The organism is Ureibacillus manganicus DSM 26584 (assembly GCF_000772945.1).
GTDB classification, from domain to species: domain Bacteria; phylum Bacillota; class Bacilli; order Bacillales_A; family Planococcaceae; genus Ureibacillus; species Ureibacillus manganicus.
The window spans coordinates 140,089-154,375 of record NZ_JPVN01000007.1 but is presented as its reverse complement, the minus strand read 5'-3'; the positions used below and the strand labels follow the sequence as shown (position 1 = coordinate 154,375).

Annotated in this window: 17 protein-coding genes; 8 read left to right on the top strand and 9 right to left on the bottom strand. The window is 34.3% G+C overall.

What is annotated here, in order from left to right:
- Positions 1-118: 118 nt before the first annotated feature.
- Positions 119-1,528 carry a DHA2 family efflux MFS transporter permease subunit gene (locus CD29_RS07540; RefSeq protein WP_036184885.1) on the bottom strand — a complete coding sequence of 470 codons (1,410 nt, stop codon included), beginning with the start codon at positions 1,526-1,528 and terminating at the stop codon, positions 119-121.
- A gap of 662 nt (positions 1,529-2,190) precedes the next feature.
- On the opposite strand from CD29_RS07540, the gene sstT reads away from it, so the two are divergent.
- Positions 2,191-3,411, top strand: coding sequence for a serine/threonine transporter SstT (sstT, locus tag CD29_RS07535; RefSeq protein WP_036184882.1), 1,221 nt, complete (start codon positions 2,191-2,193; stop codon positions 3,409-3,411).
- A 101-nt stretch (positions 3,412-3,512) separates the two neighbouring features.
- Here sstT and CD29_RS07530 read toward each other — a convergent pair whose 3' ends face one another.
- Complete coding sequence (locus tag CD29_RS07530) at positions 3,513-4,298, bottom strand: hypothetical protein (RefSeq protein ID WP_036184879.1); 786 nt, start codon at positions 4,296-4,298, stop codon at positions 3,513-3,515.
- A gap of 209 nt (positions 4,299-4,507) precedes the next feature.
- Here CD29_RS07530 and CD29_RS07525 point away from each other — a divergent pair, with 209 nt between their 5' ends.
- The gene (locus tag CD29_RS07525; protein WP_036184877.1) at positions 4,508-4,900 is read left to right on the top strand and encodes a thiol-disulfide oxidoreductase DCC family protein; all 393 of its coding nucleotides are present in this window, start codon (positions 4,508-4,510) and stop codon (positions 4,898-4,900) included.
- A 34-nt stretch (positions 4,901-4,934) separates the two neighbouring features.
- Here CD29_RS07525 and CD29_RS07520 read toward each other — a convergent pair whose 3' ends face one another.
- The gene (locus CD29_RS07520; RefSeq protein ID WP_036184874.1) at positions 4,935-5,303 is read right to left on the bottom strand and encodes a DUF1801 domain-containing protein; all 369 of its coding nucleotides are present in this window, start codon (positions 5,301-5,303) and stop codon (positions 4,935-4,937) included.
- Positions 5,304-5,482: 179 nt separating this feature from the next.
- Between CD29_RS07520 and CD29_RS07515 the strand changes: the two genes are divergently transcribed.
- Positions 5,483-6,727 (top strand): aminopeptidase, encoded by a 1,245-nt coding sequence (locus CD29_RS07515; RefSeq protein ID WP_036184872.1) that lies wholly within the window; start codon positions 5,483-5,485, stop codon positions 6,725-6,727.
- A gap of 94 nt (positions 6,728-6,821) precedes the next feature.
- Here the strand turns inward: CD29_RS07515 and CD29_RS07510 are convergent, their stop codons facing one another.
- The 3 genes from CD29_RS07510 to CD29_RS07500 form a co-directional block, all read right to left on the bottom strand.
- Complete coding sequence (locus CD29_RS07510) at positions 6,822-7,193, bottom strand: cytochrome-c oxidase (RefSeq protein WP_036184870.1); 372 nt, start codon at positions 7,191-7,193, stop codon at positions 6,822-6,824.
- A 119-nt stretch (positions 7,194-7,312) separates the two neighbouring features.
- Positions 7,313-8,050, bottom strand: a complete 738-nt coding sequence (locus CD29_RS07505) for an alpha/beta fold hydrolase (RefSeq protein ID WP_036184861.1) — start codon at positions 8,048-8,050, stop codon at positions 7,313-7,315.
- Between the two features lie 213 nt (positions 8,051-8,263).
- Entirely contained in the window at positions 8,264-8,659 is a 396-nt protein-coding gene (locus CD29_RS07500) for a VOC family protein (protein WP_036184859.1), read from the bottom strand.
- Positions 8,660-8,948: 289 nt separating this feature from the next.
- On the opposite strand from CD29_RS07500, the gene CD29_RS07495 reads away from it, so the two are divergent.
- The 3 genes from CD29_RS07495 to CD29_RS07485 all read left to right on the top strand — a co-directional run bounded on the left by CD29_RS07495 (position 8,949) and on the right by CD29_RS07485 (position 10,398).
- Entirely contained in the window at positions 8,949-9,395 is a 447-nt protein-coding gene (locus CD29_RS07495) for a hypothetical protein (protein WP_036184856.1), read from the top strand.
- A 3-nt stretch (positions 9,396-9,398) separates the two neighbouring features.
- A complete protein-coding gene (locus tag CD29_RS07490; RefSeq protein WP_036184855.1) occupies positions 9,399-9,623 on the top strand; it encodes a helix-turn-helix transcriptional regulator in 225 nt (74 codons plus the stop codon).
- An 88-nt stretch (positions 9,624-9,711) separates the two neighbouring features.
- Positions 9,712-10,398 (top strand): DUF4386 domain-containing protein, encoded by a 687-nt coding sequence (locus tag CD29_RS07485; protein WP_036184854.1) that lies wholly within the window; start codon positions 9,712-9,714, stop codon positions 10,396-10,398.
- A 56-nt stretch (positions 10,399-10,454) separates the two neighbouring features.
- Here the strand turns inward: CD29_RS07485 and tlp are convergent, their stop codons facing one another.
- Both tlp and CD29_RS07475 read right to left on the bottom strand, forming a co-directional pair.
- Positions 10,455-10,691, bottom strand: coding sequence for a small acid-soluble spore protein Tlp (gene tlp / locus CD29_RS07480; RefSeq protein ID WP_036184852.1), 237 nt, complete (start codon positions 10,689-10,691; stop codon positions 10,455-10,457).
- A 74-nt stretch (positions 10,692-10,765) separates the two neighbouring features.
- Entirely contained in the window at positions 10,766-11,545 is a 780-nt protein-coding gene (locus CD29_RS07475; protein WP_081976177.1) for a formate/nitrite transporter family protein, read from the bottom strand.
- A gap of 140 nt (positions 11,546-11,685) precedes the next feature.
- On the opposite strand from CD29_RS07475, the gene CD29_RS07470 reads away from it, so the two are divergent.
- Both CD29_RS07470 and CD29_RS07465 read left to right on the top strand, forming a co-directional pair.
- Positions 11,686-12,258, top strand: a complete 573-nt coding sequence (locus tag CD29_RS07470) for a uracil-DNA glycosylase (RefSeq protein WP_036184850.1) — start codon at positions 11,686-11,688, stop codon at positions 12,256-12,258.
- A 189-nt stretch (positions 12,259-12,447) separates the two neighbouring features.
- On the top strand, positions 12,448-13,551 hold the full coding sequence (locus CD29_RS07465) for a GH25 family lysozyme (RefSeq protein WP_052124049.1): 1,104 nt from the start codon (positions 12,448-12,450) through the stop codon (positions 13,549-13,551).
- Between the two features lie 213 nt (positions 13,552-13,764).
- On the opposite strand, the gene CD29_RS07460 is transcribed toward CD29_RS07465, so the two are convergent.
- A complete protein-coding gene (locus tag CD29_RS07460; protein WP_036184849.1) occupies positions 13,765-14,274 on the bottom strand; it encodes a YehS family protein in 510 nt (169 codons plus the stop codon).
- Positions 14,275-14,287 lie beyond the last annotated feature (13 nt).

Below are 14,287 nucleotides of genomic sequence, written 5' to 3'. Positions count from 1 at the left end.
CAAGTACATTTGTGGAATGCATATTCTGCTTCTGTTGAACCATCAACTGCTAATAAATACTTTTAAAATGATTTGTCATTTTAAAACTTCCCTTCTTACCCGAGCTTAATCTATGAAATTATTGTTTCTTTGGATTTTTTGTAAAGAATGATAATACTAGAATGATTACAGCAACTACCGCGACAAATGTAAATGCAGTTTGAGTACCTGCTGCAAGAATCTCTTGTTGTGAACTGCTTGGTGAATTAGTCTCAAAATTCTTTTGACCAGTTGTAAATAATGTAATTGCAATAGATGTACCTGCAGCACCTGCAACTTGGTTTAATGTGTTCATAGCGGCAGCACCATCCGCATACCATTTACGTGGTAATACGTTCATAGCATTTGTTTGAGCTGGCATCATAACAAACGTCATACCAAAGAACAGAATAATGAATGCTAAAATTACTAGCCATAAAGATGTTGTTGCCGATAATGTTGTAGCAAAAATGACTGTACCGATAACAATAAATAATGCACCAAAGATGATAAATCCACGAGCATTACCGCCTGATTTATCAAATAATCCACCAACAACAGGAGCTAAAATAACGTTCACTGCGTTACCTGGTAATAATGATAAACCTGCTACAGCAGCACTTACTAATAATGCACCTTTTAAGTACATCGGTAAAAGAATACCTGCAGCTAAAATAATTAAGATCCCTAGGAACATTGTTAATGTACCTAATGTGAACATTGGAATATTAAAAACACGTATATTAATCATTGGCGTTTCCATTTTTAACTGACGAATTCCGAATAACAATATTGCAATTAGACCAATTAAAATTGGTAACCAAACAATTATTGCTGTAAAGACATTACCTGCTAACATACTCAAACCGTAAATAACACCCACTAAACCAACCGTTGATAAAAGTATTGATAATAGGTCGATTTTTGGTTTTGTTATATCGGATGCATTATCTAAATTAAAACTACTAAACAATAAAAGAACATAAAGAATTGCTACAATCCAAAAAATCCAAGTCCAATCTAATGCACTAATAATGAACCCTGCTAATGTTGGACCTACTGCTGGAGCAGTTGTAATAACCAGCCCCATAACCCCCATCACTAACCCACGTTTAGCTACCGGGAAAATAACTAAAACAACGATATTCATTACTGGAATGATAATCCCAGTACCAATCGCCTGAACAACACGCCCTGCCATCAGCATTGGGAAACTAACAGCTAAAGCCCCAAGCAATGCGCCTGCTAAAGATAATATCAAACCAGCAATAACTAATTGCTTTGTTGTAAACCAACGTACTAAAAATGCCGAGATTGGAACAAAAATTGCTAATACTAATAAATACCCTGTCGTTACCCATTGAGCTACTGTTTGGTCAACAACGAACTCACCCATTATATCTGTCAACGCCATATTTAATGCCGTTTCACTAAATAGTCCAATGAATGCACCTGCCATCAATACAAATGCTATTAATTTTGGATTTCTTACTTTCAAATGTGATTCCATTTTTATCTCCTTCTATCTATGAACTATGACCATTCGTGGAAATGCTTCTGAAATAACTTTTAATGGTTTGCTTGTATCCTTATCACCCAAAGCCTACCAACCGGTCTGTTTGTAACTTTATCAAAAATTTTCTTTAGAATTCAAGATAATTTACATACTGTTATAGTACATATTTTCACATTTTAGACACATTAGATTTGTTTTTATATAAAAACAATTTCAACTTGTATCCCATATGAAAACCTTTACAAGTCCATCAATTCAACATTAAACGCTGTCAATGGTTTAAACGTAAATTTTAAATAAAAAATTATTATTATTAATACTATTTTAAAGTTAAAACAATCCATTTATATAATCCTAATTTATTTTCCAAATAATAAATCTGAAATTTTATAATGTTTTATTAATTGGAAAAATTATTCTGTTGTATAACAGTTGCACTGCTGTTATACTTTAAATAATTAATAGAGCAACACTTTTCAATTGTTCTACTAAAATGTTATTTTTCTTTTTACAAATAAAATAAATAATATAAATATTTTTATTTTCTTGTTTCCCTAATAAGAGAATCGTGTTAAACTATTTTCTATTAAACTGTCCATTCAGACAGTACAAATGTTCACTGTAAAAATATTTATTTATTAACTTGGGGGTACAACATGAAAAACATCATTGTTAAATGGACAGAAATTAGTTTAGTTGGACGGATACTAGCAGGGATCATCATCGGGGTACTTTTTGCTGTTACAATTCCTGATTACACACAATGGGTAGCTTTGTTCGGATCGTTATTTGTAAGTGCACTAAAAGCTGTTGCACCTATTCTTGTTTTATTTTTAGTTATGCATGCAGTCTCCAACCATGGAAGCGGAAAAAAAACAAATATGAAATCTATTCTAGGTTTATATATAATTGCTACATTAACAGCTGGAGTCGTTGGAGTTATCGCTAGCTTCTTATTTCCTGTCACATTAACTCTTACTGAAGGGGCTTCTGACGTGGCTCCACCGAGTGGTATTTTAGAGGTATTTCAAACATTACTCTTTAATGTAGTAGATAATCCTGTAAATGCATTATTAAATGCTAACTATCTTGGTATTCTTATATGGGCACTTTTACTAGGATTCTTATTAAGAAAGGCTGCCGATACAACGAAAACAGCCATTGCAAACATATCCGAAGCAATTACAACTCTAGTAAAATGGGTAATTGAATTAGCACCATTTGGGATTATGGGACTTGTTTTCACTGCTATTTCTACGAATGGAATACAAGCATTAGCTGAATATGGACAACTTTTAATTTTATTACTTGGATCTATATTCTTTGTAGCGTTCATAGTAAATCCATTAATTGCTTTTATCTATATTCGCAAAAACCCGTATCCACTTGTTTGGAGAACGGTGAAAGAAAGTGGTTTAACTGCATTTTTCACACGTAGTTCAGCTGCAAATATTCCTGTAAACTTAAACTTATGTAAAAAATTAGGGCTAGATGAAGATACTTATTCTGTCTCCATTCCATTAGGGGCAACAATAAATATGGCTGGAGCTGCACTTACCATTTCCGTATTAACACTTGCTGCAGCAAATACACTTGATGTACAAGTCGACATTTGGACAGCAATTATACTGATGGTAGTATCTGCAGTTTCTGCTGCTGGAGCTTCCGGAGTTGCTGGCGGATCTTTACTACTCATTCCACTTGCTTGTAGTTTGTTAGGTATTCCAAGTGATATCGCGATGCAAGTTATTGGCGTTGGATTTGTCATCAGCGTGTTACAGGACTCTACTGAAACTGCATTAAACTCATCATCTGACGTATTATTTACTGCAGTTGCTGATATAGCGAAAAAAAGAAAAGACGCTAAGGTTAATTAAATATCCTCATATTTTTTCTAATTAAAAAAAACTGTCCTTCATCTCACAGATGAGGACAGTTTTTTATTTCACTACAGACAATTTCATCTTAGCATGTAACTTTAACCTTGACCAAAGAAACTCATTATATTGAATCCTGTAGGTAATGGTAATGTAAACATATAAATAGTAGCCATTAAGAAACTGATTAAAGAAATGGAGATAATAACAATTCGATTTTTTTGACTTTTAATAGTACCAGCAATACCAAGCAAGAATAGCACAACTCCAAAGACTACAGTTACTAAGCCAAAGGCATCACCATTTGTGTTATCCTTCTGCCCTTCTTCAAGTTTCGTTTTTGACTCTGTTAGTAACACATTGGCCGCTTCAAAATACGAATCTGTAAAGCCATCCTCGGTAAATGGTGATACTAATGCTTTTTCATTTTCCATCCATTGACTAATAGCTTCAGTCGGATCATCACTTACATTCTCAGTATCCCAACCTAATGCAGTTGCCATTTCATCGGATAGATTATCATTTAGTTTATAAAATAGTTTATTCGAAGCTTGCTCTAGAACTAACTCATCATCGTTCGCTTGTGCAAACATAATATCAATTTGCAAATCACTAATTTCATTCCATAAAAGCATATCTTGCATCATACCTTGAACACCAGCGTTGTATTCGGAATTACCTTCCGAAGCAAAGTTATTACTTTCTGCATAATTTGTAGCTTGATTGCCTCCATGTAATGCACCAATCCAACTAGCCCATGCAGTTAGTAGCGCAGTAATACCTAGCATTACAACCACTATAATTTCTAGTGTGTGGTCTAAATCACGTCCCTTTTTCTCTCCTCCATCTTGCTGATCCTCTTCTTTTTGGATGATTTCATTTTCCATCCTCTTATCCTCCTATTATAATTATAAGAAGTGTTAATACCGGCTTTAGAAAATGGACCAAAAAACAATATTTTCATTAAATTATCTTCTTTTCATTAACTCTGAAGTATATGTATATATTTTTTTAATCAGAACTAAAAATTTCATGAAATACAATGAAGTGGACGAAAACTTTGAACGAATAGAGAATATCTTTTGAGGTGAAGAATTTGAAAAGAATTATTTTATTTGACGGGGAATGTAACTTTTGTGATTCTAGTGTGCAACTTATCATTAAAAGAGATCCTAAATATACATTTCACTTTGCATCCTTGCAAAGTGATGTTGGAAAGAATCTATTAAATTTACACCATGCTCCTATCAATATTGATAGTTTTGTTCTAATTGATGGTGACCATTGCTACTTTGAGTCAACAGCAGCACTACGTGTATGTAAATATTTAAAAGGTGCATATAAGCTTTTATATTTCTTCATCATTATCCCAAAACCTATTCGAAATTACGTCTATAGATATATAGCAAAAAATCGATATAAATGGTTTGGTAAAAAAGAAAGTTGTATGCTTCCCTTGCCTAAAGATAGGGAACGATTCTTATCATAAAATCGTTCCTTCCTTTTTTCAGTAAATAATCTATTTAAGCCTCATTCAGGCGAATTGCTTCTAGTATAAATCCTTTAATTACCTCTAATTGTATATCTTCAATATTAGTAATTCTTATATGTCTCATACTTTTCCCGGTACCTTGCAACAACTCATTTGTATCTATTTCTTGAAGTTCATTTCCTCTATGAAATCCAAGGTTTACATGTTTTTTAGAGGATTGTAAATAACATACTAACCCTTTATATGAGTAATTAGGCATTGCCCATTTGTACTCTTCGACTAATTCTGTTGAGGTTTCTATTATAATTTTTCTTAACGTTTCAGTAATCGTTTGAATATTTTCCGGTAACTTTGCAATATATTGGTCAACTTCTCTTACCAATCTTCCTTTTGTTGTCATATAGTTCGCCTCCACATAAGTATATTACCAATTATATCCTTTAGTTATAACCAGTGAAACATATACCACCTGTACATATTTTTAAATATTGTTTGGGCCATAAAATATGAGAGAAAAAATAAACACTATACTATGAAGTATGGTAAAATTGGGAAATAAATTAACAGGGGTGAATTTACATGGTAGCAAATAATTTCGAAGAAAATTTAAAAAAATACGCAAAACTTCTTGTATCAAAAGGGATTAATGTACAACCGGGAGATTGGGTAAAGATGACGATTAATGTTGACCAGGCACCATTAGCTCGTTTAGTTACAAGTGAAGCATACGCTTTAGGTGCAGAAAAAGTAATTGTTAAATGGTCTGATGATGAAATTTCAAAACTTCATTATTTACACCAACCTACTGAAGTTTTAACTGATATTCCGCAATATGAAATTGATGAAGTTGAAGATCACGTATTAAATAAACGTGTAAGTCGTTTATCTATTGTATCAAGCGATCCTGGTTTACTAAATGAAGCAGATCCTGCAAAAGTAGCTGCATACCAACAAGTTGCCGGAAAAGCGTTCCACGCACAAAGAAAAGCTACACAAAACGATGATTTAAAATGGACTGTTGCTGCTGCAGCAGGAGCTGGTTGGGCTGCTACAGTTTTCCCTAACTTAGCTACGTCTGAAGAACAAGTAGCTGCTTTATGGGACCAAATTTTCAAAACTTGTCGTGTATATGAAGAAGATCCAATTGCTGCATGGGATGAGCATAAGCAAACATTAAATGAAAAAGCAGCTAAATTAAATGAGTTCCAATTTGATGCACTACATTACACAGCACCTGGAACAGATTTAACTTTAGGATTGCCTAAAAATCATATTTGGGTTTGTGCGGAAAGCTACAATCCAAAAGGTGAAGAGTTTATTGCAAACATGCCAACAGAAGAAGTGTTCACTGCTCCAGACACTCGTCGTATGGACGGCGTCGTTCGCAGCACATTACCATTAAGCTATGCTGGTACTTTAATTGAAGGCATTGAAGTGACATTTAAAGATGGAAAAATTGTCGACATTTCAGCTGAAACAGGCGATGAGGCAATGAAAAAATTAGTGTTTGATAATGAAGGTGGAACAGGATTAGGAGAAATCGCTTTAGTTCCAGATCCATCGCCAATTTCACAATCAGGTATTACATTCTTTAATACGTTATTTGATGAAAACGCGTCAAATCACCTTGCAATTGGTTCAGCTTATCCAACGACAATTGAAGGTGGAACAAAAATGTCTGCTGAAGAATTAAGAGAAAATGGACTAAATACAGGAACAGTCCATGTTGACTTTATGATTGGTTCTGCTCAAATGGACATTGACGGTATTAAAGAAGACGGTACAGTGGTGCCAGTATTCCGTAATGGAGATTGGGCAATTTAATATTTCCTAGATACAATTATTTCTCGAATTTTAAATAATATCAAAAAGCAATCCCCTCATCTAACCTTTGAGGAGATTGCTTTTTATTAATCTATTATACTTCTTTAAGACTTAAGAATAGATTTAATACAAATAATAGTACACCTAGTACAACAATTAGTGACCCAATGATAATTCCAATTGTTAATGATGTATTACCAGTTAATAATTCGACAAAGAGGGTCCCTTGCATGATTGGTAAACCAATATTATGAAGCCAAAAATGTGCCTTTGCTAATGTTGTTTCCCCAGCACGTTTATATACACTATAAATTAATCCGAATAAAGCCATTGAAACCCAACCAAGTAGATTTAGATGTGCGTGTACAGAAGTAAAAGCAAAATTTTGAATGATTCCCATTACAAGTCCTAAGATAACAGCAAGGACAAAATAAACTCCTGCAATTTTAATAAATCGTATGCCCAATGATTCACCTCCTTTCCATAAAATCAGTGACCTTTGTATCTGTCATTCTACTTAGTACAACAATATGCTACAAATTACACGATTATTTGAAGAAATAAAAAATGTGTGAGATTTTTTACTCACACATTTTCCATAAATTTATTAACAGCTGTTATAAAACTTTTAGGATCCTCTAACATTCCTAAGTGTCCAGTCTCCGTATAGACTTTCATTACATTAGGATTTTTCGTTTCAATTGGTTTAACAACTTTATCCTCAGTACCTTCTATAACTAATATTGGAGTTGTTGTTTGTTCAATAAATGAATGTTGATTTGGTCTAGATTTCATTGAATCTAAAGCAATTGTTAACCCTTCTGGGGATGCTTTATATGCAATTTGTTTTGCATATTCAATCGTAGCTTTTTGGGCATTTTTACTAAAGAATGCACTAATCACTTCATCTACGAAACCTTGAACTCCATCTTCTAATATTTGTTTTTGTTGTTTGGAGCGCTTTTCAATTTGCTCATCTGTATCAGATAAGTCTGATGAATAAGCTAAGATTGCTTGTTTAATCTTCGCAACTTCTCTTTCTAAAGCTGCCAATACAATATAACCACCCATAGAATGACCAAGCCAGGTTGCATCTTCTACTCTTTCACGCTGCAATACATCCGCTACAGCCATTGCGTAATCATAAACAGAGTAAGATACTCTTTCAATTTTACTTTTATGATGTCCAGGTAAATCAACGGCAATCACATCATAACGTGAAGCAAATTCCTCAGTCACATTTTTAAAAACGTCAACCGATCCTAAAAAGCCATGTATTAATACAAGAACTTCCCCTTCCCCTTGTCTTGTATAATTTAGCATATATATTCCTCCCTTCTCTCATTACCTTTGCCATTTTAAGCTTTAGTAAACCAAATGTGAGGATGATTTAGTCAGTTTCATACTTTTTCGTGATTCAATGAGACGGCACCATCGTTATTTTCTGCAACACCCTACCTATAGTTATTTAACATTCATAAAAAAAGCTACTTATCTTCCTATAAAGGGAAGTTAAGTAGCTTTTTTGTGAAGTTCCTATTTTGCGTTTTGATCTGGTTGATGAATACCGATGATATTTCCTTCCGTATCAAGGTAATATCCTTGCCATGCCATTCCTGGTAATGCGTATTTTGGTAATGCCACTTTTCCACCGTGCTCCAGTATTTTCGCTTCAGTAGCATCGTAGTCTTCCACACCCATGGTAACTACGAAAGAATTTATCGGTTGTCCTAATTCAGGTGCTGCACTTTGTCTTTGCATTAATGCACCATTAATTCCTGGTTGACTGTCATCACCAGTCACCGCTCCAAAATAAGGCATACCAGCAAAGCCTGTCCAATCTTCATATTTCCACCCAAATACTTCTCCATAAAACTTCTTTGCACGTTCCATGTCATCTACATGAATTTCAAAATGTAACGGTCTTCCCATTATATTACCTCCTGTATTTTTGTTAATAGAATAACTATTAAAGAATACGATACTATCATTCATCATACTTGGTATTTTTATACAATGCTATAAAATAATTGTAATTATTAATTCATAGCATTGTGTAAAAGTATTATTGATTCTTTTCTTAAACTCTCCGATTTATGGAATTTCTACATATTTTATCCCTAAATGTAAAATAAATTTTACACTACGTATCATTTACATTACATCATGCATATAATACTTTACACCCTGTAAAAATAATTTGACTGGAGGTATATTAATTTTGACTTATCAAGTTAAAAAGAACATTATGCAGTTGGTCAGTGCGATTTTTGTTTTTGGTATTTACTTTTGGTATGTCTATCAGCAGTACTTAGAGAGAAATGTAGAGGGAGTCGAGTTGTTCCGCTTCTGGGCAACTGCAATCTTAATACTAATTCCTGTAACAATAGTGCTCCGTTTAATTATTGAAATCATTTTTATCATAATCAATGGAATTATTACGAAGGAGTCTGCGCCGTCTTTTTCAGATGAGTTTGACAAAATTATCGATTTAAAAGCCATGAGAGTATCTCATTTCATATTTATTTTGGGATTCTTTGTTGCGATGGGGTCGTTACTATTCGACTCAACGCCTTCTACGATGTTTATCATCCTACTATTTTCAGGTTTCTTATCTGAAGCGTTCAGTATTGTATGGAAAATCTTTTTGTACCAGAGAGGAGTTTAGAATATGGCCAAATGTCACATCAGTAACACCATACGAGTTCTAAGATTCAACCATCATGAAATGACACAGCAACAGTTAGCAGATCTAGTCGGTGTGACAAGGCAAACAATTGTTGCCATTGAAAATGGAAAATACTCACCTTCCTTGGAATTAGCTTTTAAGATTTCTCGTGTCTTCAACCTTGGGGTGGAGGATATATTCTCTTACACAGAAGAACAGGAAAAGTAGTTAACATTTGCATTTTATACACGTACGAGAACGAACCTTTAAGTATTTCGGTGATCTTCTTTCAAAAATGGTAAAAGGAGAAATTACGTTGAACATTAGAAAAAGTTCATATATTGTAGGTGTACTTTTCTTGCTGGCAGCTGTTACCGCTGTTATTGGCGTTCTGTTATATGGTCCGCTTAAATACGGAAGTGATTATCTAATCGATGGTGCAGAACATGGAAACCAAATTGTGTTAGGTGCATTAATGGAACTAGTTCTTGTTGTTTCTGCAATAGGAACTGCAACTACAATGTATCCTATTTTAAGAAAATATAATGAAACCATCGCTCTTTGGCATGTGTGCTTTAGATTTATGGAGGCAGTTATACTTACAATTGGTGTTATCAGTATGTTAGCTTTGTTGAGTTTAAGTAGAGAATTTGTTGCTTCAGGTGCTATTGATACAACTACTTATCATTCTGCTGGTGTTGTTCTTAGATCGATTCATGATTGGTGTTTATTACTTGGGGCCAATTTCATGTTAGGAATTAACACGATTATGTATAGCTATATCTTTTTCAAAACTAAGCTCGTTCCAAGATTTATATCTATTCTAGGTATTACAGGTTCAATACTTGTATTTTCCGCAGCCCTATTAGAATTGTTTGGCGTTTTCTCACAGTTTTCCGTTTGGGGAGCGTTATTTGCAATTCCAGTAGCAGCGAATGAAATGATTCTTGCTGTTTGGCTCCTTATTAAAGGATTTAATGAAATTTCATACAAAATGAAATAGATCTTTTATTGACACAAAAAAGCCAGAGACAACTTTTTAATGTCTCTGGCTCGTAACTAGACTTCTCCTCGTTGCCGCGCATCCATTTCATCTTTCATTTCTTCTTTCATAGCCTCTATGGATTGTCTGCGACGTTCGTTTTTCTCTTTAATCCAAGTTCGTTTTTCAGGTGGTTCAAATTCGGCACTAATTTCAGCTTCTTGTAATTTTCTCTCTGTATTTTCAATCATGTCATGTAATCGTTCCACGTTATTAGAACGATTATCTGGTTTTGGTTGTTTTTGATTTTCCATACAAACCCTCCAATAAAGAATTAGGATTAGTTTGCTTTGCTTTAACATTTGTATACCGAAAAACCAATTTTTCATTATGCTTCAACTTTATTATCCTCTTTTTTAAAAGATATATAATAAAACATACTAACAAATACTACTGCTCCAACAGCATTCCCTAAAAAAACAGGAATCATGTTCGGCAAGAAAGTTGTCCAAGATAATTCACCAGCAAAAATAGCAGCAGGAATGATAAACATATTCGCCACAACATGTTGGAAGCCAATTAAGACAAATCCCATAATTGGGAACCATATCGCAACTATTTTCCCACCAAAACTTTTAGCTCCAAAACTTAACCAGACTGCCATTGCGACAAGCCAATTACATCCGATTCCAGATACAAATGCTTCCCAAAAACTTGTTTCCACTTTCCCCATTGCTGTATGTACAGTTTTTTCCAAAAAGGTACCTTCTGTTAGCCCAATAAAGTGACCAAAAAAATATGCAACAAATAAAGCCCCTAACAAATTAAAAACAGTGATCCAAAACCAATTGCGCAATAACTGTATTAGATTAATTTTCTTCGCTAAGTAAGCAATACTTACCATCATCATATTACCAGTAACTAATTCCCCGCCCCCTAATGCGATTAAGATTAGCCCAAGCGGAAATACACTCGCACCTAAGAAAGTTGCGAAGCTTCCCCATTCCATTGGCATAGTACCAATCATACGAATACATGCGAGGTAACCTATTGCGATGAAGGAACCACCTAAAAACCCTAAAAAGAACATTGTCGTTATCGACATTTTCACCTTTTCTGTTCCCTTTTCGATTGCAACTTGTGCAATTTCTTTCGGACTATAGTCCATCCCCATCCCCCTGTTTAACCAATATGTATTTCCCTTTTAGTAACTTTTACCACATCTATATTTGTATCGCAACCTATGAGATTAATTCTTATTAGTGCATGGATATAATATATTTAAGTTTCTTGGGGAGGGAAAGATTATTGACTGAATTATGCACTTTATGGCCAGAAGATCCAATACCTGAACATTTAAAGAATTGTAGCGAATGTGGTCTAGAAAAACACGGTACCCGAATGATTTGGGGGGAGGGAAATCCACAAGCACCTATCTATATATTGTTGGATAACCCTGGTGCCCGTGAGGATCGGGAAAACAAACCATTTTTATGTGGAACTAGACAAACATTGCAAAAAGCAGCCAATGAGGTTGGGTTAACTGCTGACGACTTGTATGTTACTTTTGTTTTAAAAAGAAGACCGAAAAAAGCGTATGATAAAGAAGAAACAAGAAAAATCTGCATAAATCATTTTCTAGAACAGATACAACTGAACAAGCCAAAGTTTATATTCTGTCTCGGCAACGTTTCAGTCCAATCCTTCTTTCAAAATACTGAATTAGACGTTAAATCATTACGAGAGGAATGGCATGATATGTTAGGTTACCAAAACACTGTAGCTTATCATCCTTTAGCAGTAAGGCGACGACCAAACCTATGGCCATTATTTTTAGATGACTGGATGTTTGTGGCAAAGCGTTTAGATGAATTTAAATAACTACATTGAAGCCTGATATTAATAAATATCGGGTTTTTATTTTGATTGTTCTCTTTAGTATTTCTTTACTATTCTCGTATTGCCCTACTCTATACTACAATCAGACAATGCTTTAACGCTTTTCCGTTATATTCGCACAAGTCCTTCTTTTTACTTTGCATAGTTTAGTAGAAAGAAGGAGGTGAGACGGTGAGAATTCTTGGAAAGATATTTCTCGCATTGATTAGTTTTGCTATTCTCTCTTTAGTTGGTAGTGTGATTGTTAATGCAATTGAGCCCGAAGGAACGACAGAGTATCGTGGAATTGATGTAAGTAGACATCAGGAAGATATTGATTTTGAAGCAGTAGCAAATGCGGGAATTGAAGTCGTATATATTAAATCCAGTGAGGGAATTGACTGGATAGACCCATACTTCGAGAAAAACTATGATGGTGCAAAAGCAGCTGGCTTGAAGGTAGGGTTTTACCATTACGTAAATGCAAGGTCTGTTTCAGATGCTTTAGCTGAAGCTAAATTTTTTGTTTCAGTTATCCAAGATAAATCATTCGAAGCTAAGCTTGCTGTAGATTTTGAAGATTTTGGGGAACTATCAATAGATGAAATTAATCAAATTACTCTAGCTTTTGCAGAAGAAGTCGAAAAGCTTTCAGGTAAAGAAGTAGCGATCTATAGTAACTCGAGTAACGCAACAAATGTATTTGATGAGTCTTTAACGAAATATTCATTATGGGTTGCTCAATATGATGGAAACAAACCTTGGGATGATATCATTTGGGACACATGGGCAGGCTGGCAATATACAGATTCTGGAACAGTTGAAGGTATAAATGGCAATGCCGATTTAAATATCTTCAATGATGGAATATTTTTAAAGGATTCATCCGGTGAGAAACAACCTGATACGATCGAAGAAACACCTACTGTACCTATTGAAAAAGAACAAACAGATTCTAAGACTCATCCCGTCAAGACGAATACAACCTATGTAATAAAAAAAGGTGACACTCTTTATCGAATTGCACGGAATTTTGGTGTTACGGTTTCAAGTATAGTAGAGACAAATAATATTAAAAATCCTAATCTAATCTATCCTGGGGATGAACTTCACATTGTAAAAAATAACTCCAGCCAAAGTAGTTTCAATAAATCAAACACTTATGTTGTTAAGTCTGGTGATACACTGTGGAATATCGCTAAAAAATTTGGAACATCTGTAGATAAACTCGTGAAGGAAAATAATATTAAAAACCGTAATTTAATTTATCCAGGTGATCTGTTGAAAATTAGTTAAAAGATTTTGTTGTGGATTAGATCTGTAGCTTCCCACAATTAAAACCGAACTACTACTTCTAAACGCTAATTAGTGTTTAAGAAAGTAGCTCGGTTTTTCATTTTCTATTTATAAAGTCCATTAAGCGGATTTTTAGAGCCATTTACGAAGGCAGCCAACTTCAACTTCTTGTAACACTACTTTTTAAAACTTTATATAGATTAAAATCCTCATCTAGTCCCTATACCTCATCGTTAATCCTTTTAAGAAGTTACGTGTGAAATTGTCTCCGCACTCTTTGTAATTACGATGATCTGCTTTCCTCAAGATTGCCCCAATCTCGCCTTTAGAAACATTCAGTCCTGCATCGTAGAAAATAGCGATCATATCCTCAGTTGTTAAACTTAATGCCACTTTTACTCGCTTTATAAATAAATTGTTTGGCGTATCCTTCTTAGAAGGAACAGGAGCTTGTGTTTGACCTTGTTTTTGCTCTTGTTTTCCACGTTTAAAAGTGATCAATCCATTTAAAAAAGCTTCTAACATTTCATAATCACATGGAATAAACTCATCCGTTGGTGTTAGATCTGCAACCCCGTCTTCATCTACTTTTGGTTTAGTAAAAATCTTCAATACTTCCTCTTTGGTGAAATCCATCCCACCTAATCGAAACATCTCTACTAAGTCCGTATTTTTTATATCAAGCGCATAGCGTAATCGAATTAACAAATCATTATTCGTCATGTTGGATCTCCTT